14 protein-coding genes and 1 pseudogene are annotated in these 18984 nt (G+C 70.5%); 7 read left to right on the top strand and 8 right to left on the bottom strand.

Going from position 1 to position 18984, the window contains the following annotated elements:
• Positions 1–688: 688 nt before the first annotated feature.
• Positions 689–1594, top strand: coding sequence for a sulfotransferase domain-containing protein (locus tag ACZ4S3_RS21295; RefSeq protein ID WP_467936399.1), 906 nt, complete (start codon positions 689–691; stop codon positions 1592–1594).
• Here ACZ4S3_RS21295 and ACZ4S3_RS21290 read toward each other — a convergent pair.
• The 6 genes from ACZ4S3_RS21290 to ACZ4S3_RS21265 form a co-directional block, all read right to left on the bottom strand.
• Positions 1482–2702 (bottom strand): MFS transporter, encoded by a 1221-nt coding sequence (locus ACZ4S3_RS21290; RefSeq protein WP_467936397.1) that lies wholly within the window; start codon positions 2700–2702, stop codon positions 1482–1484. The two genes, ACZ4S3_RS21295 and ACZ4S3_RS21290, sit on opposite strands and share 113 nt — an antisense overlap.
• Positions 2703–2963: 261 nt before the next feature.
• Positions 2964–3842 carry a serine hydrolase gene (locus ACZ4S3_RS21285; protein WP_467936395.1) on the bottom strand — a complete coding sequence of 293 codons (879 nt, stop codon included), beginning with the start codon at positions 3840–3842 and terminating at the stop codon, positions 2964–2966.
• Between the two features lie 180 nt (positions 3843–4022).
• A complete protein-coding gene (aspA, locus tag ACZ4S3_RS21280; protein WP_467936393.1) occupies positions 4023–5426 on the bottom strand; it encodes an aspartate ammonia-lyase in 1404 nt (467 codons plus the stop codon).
• A gap of 215 nt (positions 5427–5641) precedes the next feature.
• Positions 5642–6673, bottom strand: coding sequence for an asparaginase (locus ACZ4S3_RS21275; RefSeq protein ID WP_467936391.1), 1032 nt, complete (start codon positions 6671–6673; stop codon positions 5642–5644).
• A gap of 2 nt (positions 6674–6675) precedes the next feature.
• Complete coding sequence (locus tag ACZ4S3_RS21270; RefSeq protein ID WP_467936389.1) at positions 6676–8208, bottom strand: amino acid permease; 1533 nt, start codon at positions 8206–8208, stop codon at positions 6676–6678.
• Positions 8205–8942, bottom strand: coding sequence for a FadR/GntR family transcriptional regulator (locus ACZ4S3_RS21265; RefSeq protein ID WP_467936387.1), 738 nt, complete (start codon positions 8940–8942; stop codon positions 8205–8207). The genes ACZ4S3_RS21270 and ACZ4S3_RS21265 overlap by 4 nt, the downstream gene beginning before the upstream one ends.
• Before the next feature lie 177 nt (positions 8943–9119).
• Here ACZ4S3_RS21265 and ACZ4S3_RS21260 point away from each other — a divergent pair, with 177 nt between their 5' ends.
• Positions 9120–9836, top strand: a complete 717-nt coding sequence (locus ACZ4S3_RS21260) for a hypothetical protein (RefSeq protein ID WP_467936385.1) — start codon at positions 9120–9122, stop codon at positions 9834–9836.
• 243 nt (positions 9837–10079) lie between these two features.
• On the opposite strand, the gene ACZ4S3_RS21255 is transcribed toward ACZ4S3_RS21260, so the two are convergent.
• Together ACZ4S3_RS21255 and ACZ4S3_RS21250 are read right to left on the bottom strand one after the other, a co-directional pair.
• Positions 10080–11252 (bottom strand): NAD(P)/FAD-dependent oxidoreductase, encoded by a 1173-nt coding sequence (locus ACZ4S3_RS21255; protein WP_467936383.1) that lies wholly within the window; start codon positions 11250–11252, stop codon positions 10080–10082.
• Positions 11249–11515: pseudogene (locus ACZ4S3_RS21250) on the bottom strand (Rieske 2Fe-2S domain-containing protein); the annotation flags it as partial. The gene ACZ4S3_RS21255 and the pseudogene ACZ4S3_RS21250, both read right to left, overlap by 4 nt.
• Positions 11516–11803: 288 nt before the next feature.
• Between ACZ4S3_RS21250 and ACZ4S3_RS21245 the strand changes: the two are divergent.
• From ACZ4S3_RS21245 to ACZ4S3_RS21225, 5 genes are all read left to right on the top strand, one after another.
• Positions 11804–12610, top strand: coding sequence for an IclR family transcriptional regulator (locus ACZ4S3_RS21245; protein ID WP_467936381.1), 807 nt, complete (start codon positions 11804–11806; stop codon positions 12608–12610).
• Positions 12611–12812: 202 nt separating this feature from the next.
• Positions 12813–13898, top strand: coding sequence for an S-(hydroxymethyl)mycothiol dehydrogenase (locus ACZ4S3_RS21240; RefSeq protein WP_467936379.1), 1086 nt, complete (start codon positions 12813–12815; stop codon positions 13896–13898).
• Between the two features lie 101 nt (positions 13899–13999).
• Entirely contained in the window at positions 14000–16441 is a 2442-nt protein-coding gene (locus ACZ4S3_RS21235) for a GcvT family protein (RefSeq protein ID WP_467936377.1), read from the top strand.
• 50 nt (positions 16442–16491) lie between these two features.
• Positions 16492–17679: an N-methyl-L-tryptophan oxidase gene (solA, locus tag ACZ4S3_RS21230; protein WP_467936375.1), complete on the top strand. Its 1188-nt coding sequence runs from the start codon at positions 16492–16494 to the stop codon at positions 17677–17679.
• A 41-nt stretch (positions 17680–17720) separates the two neighbouring features.
• Positions 17721–18872, top strand: a complete 1152-nt coding sequence (locus tag ACZ4S3_RS21225; protein ID WP_467936485.1) for an aromatic ring-hydroxylating oxygenase subunit alpha — start codon at positions 17721–17723, stop codon at positions 18870–18872.
• Positions 18873–18984 lie beyond the last annotated feature (112 nt).

The following is an 18984-nucleotide window of genomic DNA, read 5'->3' as shown; positions in this document are numbered from 1 at the left end:
ACCAGCCAGGGCCGCACCCCCCCTGGACTACATGGGCCCGCCTGTAATCGACGGCCCACGCCGTAAATCACGGCCCGGGGGCGGGCGGGGGCCCGCCCCGGGGGGGGCGGGGCCGGGCCCCGCGCCCTGGATCAAGGCCACTGGCCCTTGGCGCCGGTGGGTCCCGGTCAGTCCTCGCCGGGGATGTCGATCATCAGGGCGTACTCGGGGAGTTCCTCGGTGACCTGCTCGATCTCCTCGTGCTCCATGGCAGACCTCTTTCTCGCTCTGGGTGTCCGGGCAGCGGACCGTTTCCGTCGTGCCGACCGGCGGTCCGTCCCCCTGTTACCCCTGCCGGCCGTCTCACACCTGACCGGCCGGCCGCAGGACATGCGAACCGGACAGCGCGAAGGAGGCCGTTGCCGCTGTTGTGCGAAGGCGCCGGCTGTGCGCACAGCACAGGAGGCCCCGGACCACCTCCGCATTTGCGATGCGTGAGAGGGCCCTGCTTCCTCTGATGCGCCTGTGCTGCACGGGAACGAGCCCTGATGCACCGGAACGACTCCCGTTCGGCCATCCCGCCACCACCGAAACCGGCCGAATCGACATCGCCTCCGCCGCATTCGCGCGCCCTGTGCGCCCCCTGTGCATCAGGCTTGCGTCGGTAATTCATTGATCCGGAGGTGCCGGGCGGTAACACTGTGCCGCTGTGACATTCCCGCGCTCCGGCGACATCTACGTCATCTCGTTCCCCAAATGCGGCCGGACCTGGCTCCGCGTACTGATGGCCAAGGCCATCTCCACGTCCCGCGGCCTCCCGATGGACATCTGCCGCGATCTGAATCTGACGGATTTCAGTACCGCCGACCCCACCGTCCCGCGCATCGTTTTCTGGCACGACGACTACGTCAACTGGCGCACCCCGGCGGAACTTTCCCCCGACAAGAGCTTCTACCGCGACCGCAAAGTCGTCTTCCTCCTGCGGGACATCCGTGACACCGCCGTCTCCTACTATTTCCAGCGCACCCGCCGCAAGGACAATCCGTACTCCGGCGAGCTCGCGGACTTTCTGTCCGAGGAAACCGGAAGCGTGCGGACCTGCCTGGCCTTCTGGAACATCTGGCACGCCCAGCAGGACGTACCCGAGTCCTTTCTGCTCACCTCATACGAACGGCTCGCCGCCGACACCGCAGGCGAACTCGCCCGCGTACTGACCTTCTGCGGACTGCCGCCGGCCGGTACCCACACCCTCGCCACCGCCGTGAACTTCGCCGGCTTCGACGCCATGCGGGCAATGGAAAAAACCGACGCACTGCGGTCGGAGAGGTTACGGCCCATGGATCCCGGCGACCCCGACTCGTACAAGACCCGCCGCGGAATCATCGGCGGATTCCGGGATTACCTCACCGACGAACAGACCGCCTACGTCAACGGCCTCGTCCACCAGAGCCTGGCGCCGGCGTGGCAGCCGGCCGCCCTCGCGGCGGATGCGCGCCCCCGCGTCAGCCCGCCACCGTCGCCGGCGGGCGCCCCAACAGCCGTACCTCCGGAAGCAGGAGAGGCAGCACCCCCAGCACCGCGATCAGCAAGGCGCCCAGGCCCAGCGTCCCCATGAGACCGAAGGCACGGGACGCGGGCGACGCCGCCAGATAGCCGAGCGGGACCGTCACCGTCTGGCCGAAGAGGGAGTACGACATGGCCCGGCTCAGCCGGTCGCCGGGGATCGTGTCCTGGAGGAGCCCGGTCCAGACCGTCATCGACAGCGATGCCAGCATGCCCGCGACCGCGGCGGCGAGGACCAGCCCGGCGGTGTGGACCCGCGCCGCTATCGCCGCCAGGGGGATCGCCATCAGGCCGGTGCTGACGCAGTACAGCACGCCCGCCCGGCGCGGCTGCCACCACAGGGCGATGCCCGATCCGCCGAGCAGCCCGGCGGTGAACCCGGACATCACCAGACCCCAGGCTTCGGCCCCGCCCAGGATCCGCGCTCCGTAGATCGGCCCCAGCAGCTGGTAGCCCACCATCCACACGGGTACGACGAGCGCGGACTGCAGGGTGATCACCATCAGCCAGCGCCGCGAGCGGAAGTCCCGCCAGCCCTCGCGCAGTTGCCCGACGAACGCCGCCCGGGGCGCGCGGGTGCCGCCGTTGTCGATGCCGCACGCGAACAGCGCCGCCGAGCCGGCGAAGGAGACCGCGTCCCAGGTGAGGGCCCAGGTCGGGCCGGTGGCCGTGATCATGGCCGCGCCGACCGCCGGTGCGCCCACCTTCACCGTGTTCTGGCCGAGCCGCAGCAGCGCGTTCGCCGCCTGCCGCAACTCCGCCGGCACGATATCCGTCACGGCGGCCGAACAGGCGGGCAGGAAGAGCGCCGTCGCGGCGCCGCAGACGGCGGACAGCAGCGCGAGATGCCACAGCCGTGCCGTGCCCGACCACAGCAGCAGTACGGCACTGGCCTGGGCGGTCGCCGAGGCCACGTTCGCCGTCACCATCAGCCGCTGCCGTGGCCAGCGGTCGGCCCATACGCCGCTGACGAAGAGCAACAGGATCTGCGGGACCACGCCGCAGGCCAGCACCAGCCCCAGCCCGTCGACACCCTGTCCGCCGGGCAGCCGCAGGACCGCGAAGGCCAGACCGATCGGGGCGACGGCGCCGCCCGACCAGCTCAGCAGGCGCGCCGCGAAAAGTCTGCGGAAGCACGGCACGCTCAGGGGTGCCAGCACACTTCGCGCGCCGCCATCTCGCCTGCCGCTCCGCCTGGGCACGAGCCGCCGCCCCTTCTCCCCGGCCGGCTCCGGGCAGCGCGGCCACGGCACTCCGGCGAGCGTCGATTTCCATGATCACCGTAGTGGACCGGGGCGGGCCGAAAGCCGGGTCCTCGCCGCGGCAGCCGGGCCGTGGTGAAGGTGTGGCGCGCTCTTTTCCGGGCGGTGCTGCTTCCCGGGCGGTACTGCTTTCCGGGCGGTCCTGCTTCCCGGTGGCGGTCAGATCGCGGTCAGGTCGCGCTGGATGACCTGCGCGGCTCCCTCGATCGTGGCCACGCCGTAATCCATGGTGCGGTTTCCGTGTGAGAGGACGGCCATGCCGTAGTCATGACCGCTGCCGGTGAAGGCGCCGATGCTGTGCACCCGCCAGCCGTGGGTCGCGCGGGGCAGCCAGCCGTTCTTGACGTGCACCGTGGCCGAGGCGGGCGCTCCGGCGGGCACTCCCCACTGCTGGTCCCGCTCGACCCGGTGCATCAGGTCGAGGGCGTAGGCGCGGTCGGACGCGGTGAGCACCGCGTTCTGCGAGGTGAGCAGCCGCATCAGCGTCAGCTGGTCATCGGCGGTGATCTGGGTGAGACCCCAGGACCCGCCCTTGCCGGGGACGGTGTGGTGCATGTCCGCCAGGTCCAGGAATCGCTTGACCCCGGCGGTTCCGATCCGGTGCCAGAGGGCGTCGGTCGCGTCGTTGTCCGACTTGGTGATCATGGCGGTGGTCCAGCGGATCTCCTGCGGGGTGAGCGCGCGGTGCGCCTCCCCGGCCTGGCGGAGCAGCGCGCCGAGCACGGTGACCTTGATCACGCTGGCGGAGTCGAAGTGCGTACCGGCCTGGTAGCGGCAGGTGGTCCCGGTGGGCCGGTCGTAGACGGCCAGCGCCGACCGGCCCAGGCGCCCGTCGAGGGCGCCGGCGATGTCCTGGGAGAGCTTGGGCGCCAGGCCGGGCTTCTTCGAGGTGCACACGACGTTCGAGCCGCCCGCAGGGGAGCTGGCGGTGCTCGCCGCGGCCGGGCTCGCCGCATTGAGCACCGTCAGCAGCGACCCGGCGGCCACCAGGGCGGCCAGCCCGCGGCGTGCGCCGCGAGAAATGCGCGATGCGTGCATAAAGAATTCCGTTCCGGCCGCCCGGTGTGGGGTGCGGCTCTCACTTCCGTTCATGGGCCACGGTGACGATACGGGGCCCGGCGCGGGACACTCCGAGCGAATGGGATGGAATGTCCAAATTTGTCGCTGTAATCGAAATGTGACGTTCGCCAAATCAGGGCCGTTTTCTCCGCCATGTGGCTACTGGCCCGCCAGCACCTCCGGCCGCAGCAGCGCCGCGAGCCGGTCGGCCGGCAGCAGTCCCTGCTCCAGCACCAGTTCCGCGACGCCGCGCCCGGTGGCCAGCGCCTCCTTCGCGATGGCGGTCGCGGCGGTGTAGCCGATGTGCGGGTTGAGGGCCGTGACCAGGCCGATGGAGTTCTCCACGGTCGCGCGCAGGGTCTCGGTGTTGGCCGTGATGCCGGACACACAGCGCTCGGCGAGGGTGCGGCAGGCGGCCCGGAGATGGGTGATGCTCTCTGACAGCGAGTGCAGAATGACCGGCTCGAACGCGTTGAGCTGCAGCTGACCGGCTTCGGCGGCCATGGTGATGGTGACGTCATTGCCGATCACCTCGAAGGCGACCTGGTTGACGACCTCGGGGATCACCGGGTTGACCTTGCCGGGCATGATGCTCGACCCCGCCTGCACCGGCGGCAGATTGATCTCCGCGAGTCCCGCACGCGGACCGGAGGAGAGCAGCCGCAGATCGTTGCAGCTCTTGGAGAGCTTCACGGCGATCCGCTTCAGAACGCCGGACAGATGCACAAACGCCCCGCAGTCCTGCGTGGCCTCCACCAGGTTGGCCGCGGTGACCAACGGCAGCCCCGTGATGGCGGCGAGGTGGCGGCGGGCCGCTTCCGCGTAACCCCTGGGGGCATTGAGACCGGTGCCGATGGCGGTGGCACCGAGATTGATCTCATGGATGAGGAGCACGGCCTCCGCCAGCCGGCTCTGGTCCTCCTCCAGCATCACTGCGTACGCGGAGAACTCCTGCCCCAGCGTCATCGGCACCGCGTCCTGCAGCTGGGTGCGGCCCATCTTGAGGACGTCGTGGAACTCCTCGGCCTTCGCGGCGAACGCCTCGCGCAGCACCGTCATCGCCTCGAGCAGCTCGTGCACGGCGAGGACCGTGGCCACCTTGACCGCGGTCGGGTAGACGTCATTGGTCGACTGGCCGAGATTCACGTCCTCATTCGGATGCAGATGGCCGTAGTCGCCCTTGGCCCGGCCCAGGATCTCCAACGCCCGGTTCGCGATCACCTCGTTGGCATTCATATTGGTCGACGTCCCGGCGCCGCCCTGGATGACATCGACCACGAACTGGTCGTGCAGCAGCCCCTCTTCGCGGATCTGCCGGCAGGCGGCCGCAATGGCGTCGGCCTTCTCCGGGGCGAGCAGCCCAAGATCCTGGTTGGCCCGCGCCGCGGCCTCCTTGACGGCGGCGAGGGCGTTGATCAGATGAGGGTAGGCGGAGATCGCCGTACCGGTGATGGGGAAGTTTTCCGTGGCGCGCAGGGTGTGGACGCCCCAGTACGCGTCGGCGGGTATCTCGCGGTCGCCGAGGAGGTCGTGTTCGCGGCGGTGGCCGAGGGCGGCATTCATGGTGCAGGCGGTCCTTGCAGTGAGTGAGGGAGGGGGAGGAGAAGAAGGGAGGGGAGGGCTACTGAGAGGGCTACGGAGAGGGAAGGGGGGTGAGGGAAGAGGGGTGAAGGAAGAAGAGGGGTACGGAGACGGTGGGCGGACGGAAGCGGGCGGCGCGGCAGCGAGGCCGCGAGCCGGCCGATCACACGGGAATCGACGCGCGCCGCCCTGCGGATTCACGCGGGAATCGGCGAAACCATCGCGCCCGCCGCCCGCAGCGAACCGACCGCCTCGCCGCCCCCGATGACCGGCGTGGCGGCGAATTCGGCAAGGATCCGGGGATCGACACCGCAGCGCTCGAGGGCCGCGGCCGTCACCGGCATCCGGGCGCGGTCGGCGCCGTCGGCGATCTTCACGCCGACCGCCCGGCCGTCCGGCAGCGCCGCGATCTGCACCCCCTCGAAGCCGTCCTTGGCCAGCAGACCGGGTACCGCGCGCATCAGCGCCGTGACATCCCGCCCCTCTCCGGCAACCATCTCCGGATACTCACGCATGGCGCGGGCGACCCGGCCCTCGTCCGTATCGGGGGCGGCCGTCGCCAGGTGGGCCACGGCCCTGGTGAGACCGTGCAGCGATACGGAGAACAGCGGCGCGCCGCAGCCGTCGAGCGTGACCCGGGAGATGCCCTGCCCGGTCAGGTCCTCCACCGTCGCGGCGATCGCCCACTGGAGCGGATGCCCGGGATCGAGGTAGGTGTCCAGGCGCCAGCCCCGCGCATGGGCCGTCATCAGCATGGCGGCGTGCTTGCCGGAGCAGTTCTGGGCGAGCCGGGAGGGGCCGAGGCCGCGCCGCAGCCAGGCGTCCCGTACCGAGGCCCCGTACGGCAGGTCCGGCACATTACGCAGATCGTCCTCGTCCAGCCCGGCGGAGCGCAGCATGCGCCGGGCGGTGGCCAGATGCCGTTCCTCGCCGGAGTGGCTGGCCGCGGCGAGGGCCAGCGACGCATCGTCCAGCGGCGGCAGGCCCGCACGCAGCAGGCCGACCGCCTGGAGGGGCTTCAGCGCCGAGCGCGGATAAAACGCCGCCTCGACATCGCCCGCCTGGAATTCCACGCTGCCGTCCGCCGCCAGCACGAGGACCGAACCGTGGTGCACACCCTCGACGAGCCCGCCACGCACCACATGGGCGACGGGCACATGTGCCGGTACCCGGATATCGGGCGGCGCACCCGGTGTGCGACGGGTCGGCAGGACAGGGCTCTGGGTCATGATCACTTCTCGTTGCTCTCTGCGCTCTCGGGCGCCGCCGTACTGCCTGCCGGCGTATTGCCCGTGGGCGCGTCGCCGTTCGCCGCATTCCGTACCGCCTCGACCCGGCCCCGTACCAGGAACCATCCTCCGAACAGCGCGGCCGCGATCACGGGCAGGGAGGCGATCGTCGTCCGGGCGGCGCCGCCATCGGCCCACATCAGCACCAGCACCGTCGCCAGGAAGGCCAGCGTCACGATCTCGGTCCAAGGCGAGCCGGGGAGACGGTAGTTGGGGCGGGCGAGGTGCCCGTCCTGGGTCCTTCGCCAGAAGAGCAGATGACAGATCATGATCATCGCCCAGGTGCTGAGGATGCCGATCGCCGCGAAGTTCAGCACGATCTCGAACGCCTCGCTCGGCACGACGTAGTTGAGGCCCACGCCCAGCACACAGATGCCGGAGGTGAGGAGAATGCCGCCGTACGGGACCTGGCTGCGGCTCATCGCGCCGGTGAACCGCGGCGCGGACCCGGACATCGCCATGGAGCGCAGGATCCGGCCGGTGGAATAGAGGCCGGAGTTGAGGCTGGACATCGCGGCGGTCAGCACGACCAGATTCATCACGCCGCCCGCCGCCGGCACCCCGACGTGGGAGAGCACGGTCACGAAGGGACTCTCGCCTGCCGAGTACGAGCTCCACGGCATCAGCATCGCCAGCAGCACCACCGAGCCGACGTAGAAGAGCGCTACCCGCCACATGATGGAGTTGATCGCCCGGGGCATGATCTTCTCCGGTTCGGCGGTCTCGCCCGCCGTGACACCGACCAGCTCCACCGAGGCGTAGGCGAAGACGACACCCTGGACGACCAGCAGCATCGCGAGCGTGCCGGTCGGGAAGACGCCGCCGTGGTCCGTGATCAGCGAGGGGCCGGGGGAGTGGCCGCCGACCGGGTGCTGGGTGACCAGCAGGAAGATGCCGATCAGCATGAAGAGGACCAGCGCGCCGACCTTGATGATCGCGAACCAGAACTCCAGCTCGCCGAAGATCTTCACGGAGATGAGGTTCACGGTCAGCACGACCGCGAGCGCGATCAGCGCGATCACCCACTGGGGCACGTCGGAGAACATCCCCCAGTAGTGCGTATAGGTCGCCACCGCAGTGATATCGGCGATTCCGGTGGTCGCCCAGTTCAGGAAATACATCCAGCCCGCGACGAACGCCCCTTTCTCGCCGAGGAATTCACGGGCGTACGAGACAAACGCACCCGACGACGGCCGGTGCAGCACCAGCTCGCCCAGAGCCCGCACCACGAGGAAGGCGAAGAGCCCGCACACCGCGTATGCCACCGCCAGCGACGGCCCGGCTGCCGCGAGCCGGCCGCCCGCGCCGAGGAACAGCCCGGTGCCGATGGCCCCACCGATGGCGATCATGTTCACATGCCGGGACTTCAGGGATTTGCGGTACCCGGCGTCGCCCGCGTCGATGTGCCGCGGCCCTTCCTGGTGGCCTTCCGGATGCCGTTCACGCTCCGCCTGCTGGAGGGATTGCTCGCTCACGCGTGGTTCTCGCCTTCTTCGGAGGGGTCCGTACGGTGTGCCGGCCGCACGATGGTGGTCAGCGTCGACTCGACGCGGGCAAGGTGGTGCGTCATGGCGTCGACCGCGTCCTGCTCGGAACGGTCGACCAGCGCCTCGACGATCGCCCGGTGCTCACGGTTGGACTGTTCGCGCCGCCCGCCGAGCTCGTTGAGGAAGGCCGACTGGCGGGCCAGCGCATCGCGGATCTCCTCGATGACCCGCCGGAAGACCGGATTCCGCGCCGCCTGGGCGACGGTCAGATGGAAGAGGGTGTCCATCGCCACCCATGCGGTGGTGTCGGTCTCCCGCTCCATCCGCTCCAGCAGATGGGTGAGGTGATCGAGGTCCTCGGACGTCCGGCGCACGGCCGCGTACCCGGCCACCGGGATCTCCACATGCCGGCGCACCTCCAGGAGGTCGCTGGCCGCGTAGTCACCAAAGGTCGGATCCTCCACCGCGCCGGCGGAAACGACGAAAGTGCCCTTGCCGGTGCGCGACACCGTGAGCCCCATCGTCTGCAGCGCCCGCAGCGCCTCCCGGAGTACGGGTCTGCTCACCTCCAGTCGTCGGCACAGCTCCGCCTCCGACGGCAGCTTGTCCCCGACCGCGTAATCACCGCGCTCGATGGCACCTCGGAGATGGCTCAGCACCGCTTCCATGGCGCTGACCCGCCTGGGCATATCGCCAGCTGTCTGGCTGTCTGACAGGTTCACCCCGGGATAGTCGGCCGCGCGGGGGCGGGGTGTCAAGGGGTGTGCACGGCCGGATCGGCGGGCGCCCGGTATGGGTAGCGGGGGCGCTTTTGTGATCGTCGTGCGCCCTGTCCGGATGTCGGACCCGCCCGTCACCATGGAGACAGCAGCGCCCACGACCGGCTCGGAGGCCGCCTGATGGACGTCCACACTCTCACTCGGCTCAACGACGACACCTATGAACGGCTTGTCCTCGACAATGCACACCCTCCGGCACGCGACCCGAACATCTGGGAATTACTCATCAGCCGGCCCCTCATCGACCGCACCCGCGACACCCTGTCCGGGCTTGTGCAGCGCAATGTCTCCGCCTTGCGGAAACGAAAGGCGGAACGCGAGGCATTTCAGGCCGAATGCTTCGCCCGTGGACCGGCCGGCAAAAAGGACTGGTTCGATACGAGAAACGAGTACGAGGAGTGGCGGCACCGCGCCGCGAACTTCGCCCGTACCGTGCAGAACGCCCTCGCCGACGTCAACCGCGCCAAACGCGACCTCAACCGCTCCGCGAATCACAGCGTGGCCCAGGAACACCGGGAATGCCTGCGCAAGCTGGCCCTCGCGGTACAGCGGCACCAGGCCGCACACGCACGAGCCGGGGGAATCGCCGAGCAGCCCGACTATGAGCTGTGGCAGACCCTGGACCAGATCACGGTGCCGATAGGCCCGAGCAATGAGCCGACGTCACTGCGGACGATGCTCGATATCTATTGGACCGATGTGGCGTCGGTGGAGGAATCGGCGGAGCAACGGGCCGCCGCGGAACGGGTGATGCGGTCGGCGCCGGCTGGGCAGTCCGGACGGTTCAGCGGGGTGCCGAAGGCCCGGCATGTGGACAACGGCAAGCGGTTGGCATAGGCGGCGTCGGTCCTGTCCCGCGCATCGACTGTCTTGCCCGCGCGGCGGGCAACCGGGCGGCGGGCCTTGGGCGGAGAAGCCGGTGACCTTCTGCGGTGTCACCCGGACGATCAGCCGGAGCACCGCGTCCGGCTCGGCCGGCGGGTTTGGGCTGCTGGACAATCGCCGAGCACGCCGAGCACGCCGAGCACGCCGGCCCTGCAGGCATGTAGCACCTGTTCGTCACCCCGCTCGCCTGGAGTATCAGGCGTTCGCCGGCCGTGTCGCGCGGGCGAGTTCGCGGCGCAGGCGCATGAAGGGGCGGGGGCGGTTGAGGGCGAGGACGGCGGTGGTGTGTCCGGCGCGTTCGTAGCAGGCGAGGAAGCTGCGGTCTTCGGGGGAGCCCTCGAGGAGGCGGGGGGTGTCGGTGGGCAGGCGGCGGCCGGCGAACTGGATCCGTACGCCGTATTGATCGGACCAGAAGTAGGGCGCCGCGCGATGGGTGGCGACGGTGCTGCCGGCGAGGAGGTTCTGCGCGGCGACCGCGGCCTGTTCGGTGGCGCTGGTCCAGTGTTCGGCGCGGGTGCCGTCCGCCCTGGCCACATCGCCGACGGCCACGATGCCCGGCAGCGGGGTGACACAGCCCGCGTCACAGACCACCCCGTCGTCCAGCGGCAGCCCGGAGCCCGTGAGCCAGTCGGTGCAGGGGCGTATGCCGATGCCGACGACGACCACGGAGGCGGGGAGCAGCCGGCCGTCGGTCAGCTCGACTCCGGTGACGTGGTCGTCGGCGCCGCCGCTGTGCAGGCGGGCGACGCCGGTTCCGGTGAGGAGCCGGACTCCGTGGTCCGCGTGGAGGGCGGCGCAGATCCGGGCCATCTCGTCGCCGAGTTGGGGGACGAGGGGGAGCGGGGCGGCCTCGACCACGGTGACGTCGTGGCCGAGGGCGACGCATGAGGAGGCGACCTCGGCGCCGATGAAGCCGGCGCCGATCACCACGACCTCCGCCGGGCCGCGGGTCAGCGCCGCGCGCAGGGCCTGGGCGTCGTCGAGGGTGCGCAGGGTGTGGGTGCCGGTGGGTGCCGGGCCGGGGAGGCGGCGCGGGGTGGCTCCGGTGGCGATGACCAGGCCGTCGGTGACGAGGGAACGGCCGCTGTCGAGACGCACTGCGCGCGCCCCGGTGTCGAGTCCGGTGGCCCGGGTGCCCAGCAGCCATTCGGCATCGAGTTCGGCGGTCTCTTCGGCGTCGGCCAGGGCCAGTTGGCCGGGCCCTGTGGTGGCGCCGGTGAGGAAGTCCTTGGACAGGGGCGGGCGGTCGTAGGGGCGGTGCGGCTCGTCCCCGACGATGACCAAACGGCCGTCGAAGCCCTGGGAGCGCAGGGCCCGCGCGGTGTACAGCCCCGCCAGCGAGGCCCCGATGACGGCGATGGACTTCATGCGGCGGTGCCCTTCTCGGAGACGTCATGGACGTGGACCGTGCCGTCCACGGCGGGCACGGCGCGGAGCCCCGCGGCCCGGCGGGCGGGGGCCCCGCGACGGAGATCGAATGAAGCGGCGCGCAGCGGGCATCCGACCAGACACCCCTCCGGCCGGTCGCCGCAGCGCGCGGCGTCCTGGTGGGTGCAGGTGTCGTCGATGGCGTAGCGCGCTCCGTCGGCGTGGCGGACGGCGATCGGAGGAGTGGTATCGGTGTGCGGGGATGCGGAACGTACGGGTACGGCGCGCGCGGAGGTGGCGCGTGCGGATACGGCGCGTGCGGAGACGGGCTCGCCTTCGGGTGGGGCATCGAAGCGGCGGAGGCGGCGGAGGTGGCAGCGGCGGCAGACGGGAATGACGAGGCCCCCCAGTTACTGTTCGGTACAGTTCCGGTTTCGCGATGCGCACGATGGAGCGTTATACGCAACAGAATCCAGATGGGGAGCGGGTGCGTCAAGCGCTCCCCGCGAATCTCGGCCCGGATCGGGCCGCCGGGCGGTGAGGTCGAGCAGATGACGGACACGACAACGGAGGGGCGGGCGGCGGAGAAGCCGCCGAAAGGGCCGGTCAGCGCGGTGCAGTCGGTGGACCGGGCGGTCACCGTCCTGGAGATCCTCGCCCGGCACGGCGAAGCCGGGGTGACCGAGGTCGCCGACGAGCTGGGCGTGCACAAGTCGACCGCGTTCCGGCTGCTCGGGGTGCTGGAGAACCGGGGGCTGGTCGCGCAGGAGCAGGAGCGCGGCAAGTACTACCTCGGCGCGGGGGTGTTGCGGCTGGCCGGCGCGGCGGCCGTACGGCTGGACATCTCGCAGGAGGGTGGGGCAGTCTGCCGGGACCTCGCCGACGAGCTGGGCGAGACGGTCAATATCGCGGTGCTCGACAACAACGCCGCGGTCAACATCATGCAGGCACGTGGCCCGGCGTCCGTCACCGCGCAGAACTGGCTCGGCCGGCGTACCCCGCTGCATGCCACGTCCAGCGGCAAGGCGCTGCTCGCGTATCAGCCGGAGCCGGTCCAACAGGCCGTGCTGGAACGGAAGTTGGCCCGGCTGACCGAGCGGACGATCACCTCGGCGGCCGCGTTGCGCCGGGAACTGGCCGAAGTGGCCGAGCGGGGATTCGCGGTGGCCATCGAGGAGCTGGAACTCGGTCTGCGGGCGGTGGCCGCGCCGGTGCGGGCGCACGACGGCGCGGTCATCGGGGCGATCAGTGTGTCGGTGCCCGCGTACCGGCTGGCCGAGGAGCGGCTCACGGAGGTGGTCGAGCGCACCGTGGCCGCCGCCGAGGAGCTCTCGCGGCGGATGGGGTACGCCTGTTGAGCGGATGACGAGGGTGCGTAGGCACGAGCGGGGCCGGAGCGGGTGAGCCGGCCCCGCTCGTGCGTACACAGCCGTAACCAGGCCTTTACGAACAGCTAGCCCGGACCTCTTGACGCTGCCGAGGCGGCGCTCCCACGATGTCTCTCATCGCGCAACCATTCGTGCTCTGCGCAACACCGACGCATTGCTGAGGGGTAGGGGCATGCCGTACGAAGTCCGCGCCGTTGTCGCCGTGAAGAAGGGTGCGCCCGTTGAGGTGCGCACGATCCTGGTGCCGGATCCGGGGCCGGGGGAGGTGCTGGTCGGGGTGCAGGCGTGCGGTGTCTGCCATACGGATCTGCACTATCGCGAGGGTGCGATCGGGGACGATTTCCCGTATCTGCTGGGGCATGAGGCGGCAGGTGTGGTGGAGGCGGTCGGTCCGGGTGTGACGGAGCTGGTGCCCGGTGACTATGTGGTGCTTGCCTGGCGGGCGCCGTGCGGGCAGTGCCGGTCGTGTCGCCGTGGCCGTCCCTGGTACTGCTTCGACTCGCGTAACGCCGCCCAGCGGATGACCCTCCTGGACGGTACCGAGCTGACCGCGGCGCTGGGTATCGGTGCGTTCGCCGAGAAGACGCTGGTGGCGGCCGGGCAGGCGGTGAAGGTGGATCCCGCCGCGCGGCCGGAAGCGGCGGGGCTCATCGGGTGCGGGGTGATGGCGGGGTACGGCGCCGCCGTGCACACCGGCGGCGTCGGCAGCGGCGACACCGTCGCCGTCATCGGCTGCGGAGGCGTCGGCAACGCCGCCATCGCCGGCGCCTCGCGAGCCGGTGCGCGCCGTGTCATCGCCATCGACCTCGACGACAAGAAGCTGGACGGTGCGACCAGGTTCGGTGCCACCGATACCGTCAACTCCCGTGGTACGGACCCCGTCGAGGCGGTGCGCGGGCTCACCGGCGGCCACGGCGCCGATGTCGTCATCGACGCGGTGGGCCGCCCGGAGACCTACCTTCAGGGCTTCCACATGCGCGACCTCGCCGGGACCCTCGTCCAGGTCGGCGTCCCCGAACCGGAGATGACGGTCGAGCTTCCGCTCATCGACCTCTTCTCCCGCGGCGGTGCCCTGAAGTCCTCCTGGTACGGCGACTGCCTGCCCAGCCGCGACTTCCCCGTCCTCATCGACCTCTATCTCAGCGGCAAGTTCCACCTGGACCGGTTCATCACCGAGACCATCGCCCTGGACGAGGTGGAGTCCGCCTTCGACAAGATGCGCGACGGCCGGGTGCTGCGCTCCGTCGTCGTCCTGTAACGGCGTTACACGCCCCCCGTTCGCCGCCCGTCGCGCCCCGGACTGCCACCCCGCAAGAAGCCCCCCGACCGCCCGACCGCCCGAAAACCAGGAGGAGGGTCATGTCCCGTATGCCCGCAAACAGTTCCCGTGTGGTGGTCATCGGTGCCGGCATCGTCGGCTGCTCCCTCGCCGACGAGCTGACCGCCCGCGGCTGGACCGACGTCACCGTCCTCGAACAGGGCCCGCTGCCCGCCCCCGGCGGTTCCACCTCGCACGCCCCGGGACTCGTCTTCCAGACCAGCCCGTCCAAGACCCTGACCGAGTTCGCCGCGTACACCGTCCAGAAGTTCGGCTCCCTCGACGTCGATGGACTGCCCTGCTTCAACCCGGTCGGCGGCCTCGAAATCGCCACCACCGAGGCCCGCTGGGCCGATCTGCACCGTAAGGCGGGACTCGCCGCTTCCTGGGGCGTCCGCGGGGAGCTGCTCACCCCGCGGCAGTGCACACAGCTCTGGCCGATGCTGGACGAGGGCAGGATCTACGGCGGCTTCCACACCCCCGACGACGGCCTGGCCCGCGCCCTGCTCGCCTGCCGCGCCCAGATGGCACGGGCGAAGAGCCACGGCGCCCGCTTCCTGGAGCGGCACACCGTCACCGGAATCGAGAAGGAGGACGGCCGGGTCACCGCGGTCGTCACCGACCGCGGCACCTTCCCCGCCGACCACGTCGTCTCGGCCGCCGGATTCTGGGGCCCGGTGATCGGGGCCATGGCCGGAGTGGACGTACCGCTGCTCCCCTTGGCCCACCAGTACGCCACCACCGAGCCGCTCCCCGAGCTGGCCGGCGTCAACGACCCCAGTACAGAGGCGAGCAAGCCGATCCTGCGCTTCCAGGACCGTGACCTGTACTTCCGGGAGCACACCGACCGGATCGGGATCGGTTCCTACGCCCACCGGCCGATGCCCGTAGATCCCTTCACCGTCCCCGCCTACGACGACACACCCGTGATGCCGTCCTCGCTGCCCTTCACCGAGGAGGATTTCGCGCCGAGCTGGCAGGACAGCATCGGACTGCTCCCCGCACTGGCCGCCTCCCGGGTCGCGGAAGGCTTCAACGGGGTCTTCTCCTTCACCCCCGACGGCATGCCGGTGCTGGGCGAGTCCCGGGAACTGCGGGGATTCTGGCTCGCCGAGGCGGTCTGGGTCACCCATTCCGCGGGCGTCGCCAAGGCCGTCGCGGAGTGGATGACGGACGGCCGCCCCGCCATCGACATCCACGAGTGCGACCTCTACCGCTTCGAGGACGCGCAGCGCTCACCCGCGTATATCGAGGACCGTGGCGCGCAGAACTTCATCGAGGTGTACGACGTCCTCCACCCGCTCCAGCCGATGGACCGGCCCCGGCCGCTGCGGACCAGCCCCTTCCACGCCCGCCAGCAGGAACTCGGCGCGTACTTCCTTGAGGCCGGCGGCTGGGAGCGCCCGCACTGGTACGAAGCCAACGCCCCGCTCGCCGCCGGGCTCGCCCTCCCCGAGCGGGACGCCTGGTCCGCCCGCTACTGGTCGCCGATCGCCGCGGCCGAGGCACGGGCGACCCGGGAGAAGGTCGCGCTCTACGACATGACCCCGCTGCGCCGGCTGGAGGTCACCGGTCCGGGCGCGCTGGACTTCCTGCACCGCATGACCACCAACAACATCCGCAAAAAGCCGGGCGCGGTGACGTACACCCTGCTCCTGGACGAGACCGGCGGTATCCGCTCCGACCTCACCGTCGCCCGCCTCGCCCCGGACCGCTTCCAGGTCGGCGCCAACTCCCCGGCGGATCTCGACTGGCTGCTGCGGCACGCGCCTGCCGGAGTCGCCATCAGGGACATCACCGCGGGCACCTGCTGCATCGGCGTCTGGGGCCCGCTCGCCCGCGACCTGGTCCAGCCGCTGACCCGCGACGACTTCTCGCACGAGAGCTTCGGCTACTTCCGCGCGAAGCAGACGTACCTCGGCCATGTACCGGTGACGGCGATGCGGCTCAGTTACGTCGGCGAGCTGGGCTGGGAGCTGTACACCACCGCCGATCTGGGGCTGCGGCTGTGGGACACGCTGTGGGAGGCGGGCCGCGAGCACGGCGTGATCGCGGCGGGCCGCTCGGCCTTCAACAGCCTGCGCCTGGAGAAGGGGTATCGCGCCTGGGGAGCCGATATGACCGCCGAGCACCACCCGTACGAGGCGGGGGTCGGTTTCGCGGTCCGCGGGGACAAGGAGTTCGTGGGGCGGGCCGCGCTCGAAGGGAAGGACACCCCCACCCGCAAGCTCACCGCGCTGCTGCTCGACGACCCCGCCGCCAACGTCCTCGGCAAGGAGCCGGTCTCTGTCGAGGGAGCGCCGGCGGGTTACGTGACCAGCGCCTCGTACGGCTACACGCTGGGCCGGTGCGTCGCCTACGCCTGGCTGCCACCGCTCGCCACCGGCACCGGCGTGCACATCGAGTACTTCGGCGAGAAGGTCCCGGCGACCGTCGCCGACGAGCCGCTCTTCGACCCGAAGATGACGCACATCCTGAAATGAGCCCAGCCGTCGATAGCCCGCCACACACGTCACACACGCCAGGAGGCCCCGTGTCCCCAAGCTACGACGTCATCGTCCTCGGCCTCGGCGGTATGGGCAGCGCCGCCGCCCACCACCTCGCCGCCCGCGGCGCCCGGGTCCTGGGGCTGGAGAAGTTCGGGCCGGTGCACAACCGCGGCTCCAGCCACGGCGGTTCGCGCATCACCCGCCAGTCCTACTTCGAGGACCCCGCCTACGTACCGCTGCTGCTGCGCTCGTACGAGCTCTACGAGAAGCTGGAGCGGGACACCGGCCGCGCGGTCGCCACCCTGTGCGGCGGGGTGATGGTCGGCCGCCCCGACAGCCGCACGGTCCGCGGCAGCCTGCTCTCCGCCCGGCAGTGGGACCTGCCGCACGAGATGCTCGACGCCAAGGAGATCCGGCGGCGCTTCCCCACCCTCACCCTCGCCGACGACGAGGTCGCGCTGTACGAGGCGCGGGCCGGACTGGTGCGGCCGGAGAACACCGTCGCCGCCCATGTCCAGCTCGCCACCCAGGACGGCGCCGAACTGCACTTCGAGGAGCCGGTCACCCGCTGGGAGGAGCTGCCGGGCGGCGCCGGAGTCCGCGTCCACACCCCCGAAAACACCTACACCGCAGGGCAGTTGGTGATCTGCCCCGGGGCCTGGGCGCCGCAGCTGCTCACCGACCTCGGGGTGCCGTTCACCATCGAACGGCAGGTGATGTACTGGTTCGCCCCCGAGGGCGGCACCGCGCCGTACGTCCCCGAGCGCCACCCCATCTACATCTGGGAGGACGCGGCGGGCGTCCAGATCTACGGCTTCCCCTCGATCGACGGCCCTGACGGCGGCGCCAAGGTCGCGTTCTTCCGCAAGGGCACCGTCTGCACGCCGGAGACCATCGAACGCACCGTGCACGACCACGAGGTACGGGCCATGGCCGACCAGGTCCGCCCCCGTATCCCCGCGCTCCCCGGCCGCTTCCTCAAGGCCGCCACCTGCATGTACTCCAACACCCCCGACGAACACTTCGTGATCACCCGGCACCCCGCGCACCCGGAGACGGTCACCGTCGCCTGCGGCTTCTCCGGACATGGCTTCAAGTTCGTCCCGGTGGTCGGCGAGATCGTCGCCGATCTGGCGCTGACCGGCGCCACCGCGCACCCCATCGAGCTGTTCGACCCTTCTCCTCGCTTCGCCGGGGAGACCCCTGGCCGGCCCGCCGCCGTGTCCGCTTGAGGAGAGCCCCCATGACAACCACACCCCTGACGACCGCACCCATGACGACCACACCCGAGACCGCCGCCCCCGCCGAGCCCGCGCCCCCTGCCGCACCGAGCCTGATCGCCACCCTCGCCGGCCGCTACTACACCGACCCCGAGATCTTCCGGCAGGAACAGGAGAAGATCTTCGAGCGGCTGTGGTTCTGCGCGGTGCGCGGCGCCGATCTGGCGAAGCCGGGCGCCTTCCGTACGGTCCGGGTCGGCCGGGAGAGCGTGCTGATCACCCGCAACCGGGCCGGGGAGCTGCGGGGCTTTCTCAACGTCTGCCGGCACCGTGGGGCACAGCTGTGCACCGAGGAGTCCGGTGAGGTGCGCCGCAACCTGCAGTGCCCGTATCACGCCTGGACCTACGACCTGGACGGCCGGCTGATCGCCGCACCCAATCTCCAGAAGATGCCGGACATCGACCGCACCGAGCGCGGTCTGGTTACCGTCCCGCTCCGCGAATGGCTCGGCTATGCATGGGTGTGCCTGGCCGACGAGCCGCCGTCGTTCGAGGAGTCGGTGATCGGCGCGGCGGTCGAGCGGCTGGGCGATGCGGCCGCCATAGACCGCTACCGCACCGAGGGCCTGGCGCTGGGCAAACGCCTCACCTACGACGTCCGGGCCAACTGGAAGCTCATCATCGAGAACTTCATGGAGTGCTATCACTGCGCGACCATCCACCCCGAACTGACCGATGTCCTACCGGAGTTCGCCGATGGTTTCGCGGCGCAGTACTACGTGGGCCACGGTGCGGAGTTCGCGGCACAGGCGCAGGGCTTCACGGTCGACGGGGGCGCGGGCTTCGGCCGGCTTCCCGGCATCGAGGACACCCAGGACCGCCGCTATTACGCGATGACGATCAGGCCGCAGGTGTTCGTCAACCTCGTCCCCGACCATGTCATCGTCCACCGGATGTTCCCGATGGCCGCCGACCGCACCGTCGTCGAGTGCGACTGGCTGTATCTGCCCGAGATCGTTGACTCCGGCGCCGATGTCTCCCGCTCCGTCGAACTCTTCCACCGGGTCAACGCCCAGGACTTCGACGCCTGCGAGCGCACCCAGCCGGCCATGGACTCCCGCGCCTACCGGGACGGCGGGGTGCTCGTCCCCAGCGAGCATCACATCGGGGCCTTCCACCGGTGGGTCGTGGAGTGCCTGGAGTGACAGCGGGATGCCGGGAGTGAAAAGTGACAGTGGGATGCCGGGAGTGAAAAGGAGTGCCGGGCATGAAAACGGGCGAACCGCCCGCCGACGGGGTGTGAATCCGTCGGCGGGC

The sequence above is a fragment of the Streptomyces sp. NPDC028368 genome (assembly GCF_055565615.1).
The sequence above is the reverse complement of the archived record's forward strand: the minus strand, read 5'-3'. Positions and strand labels throughout refer to the sequence as shown.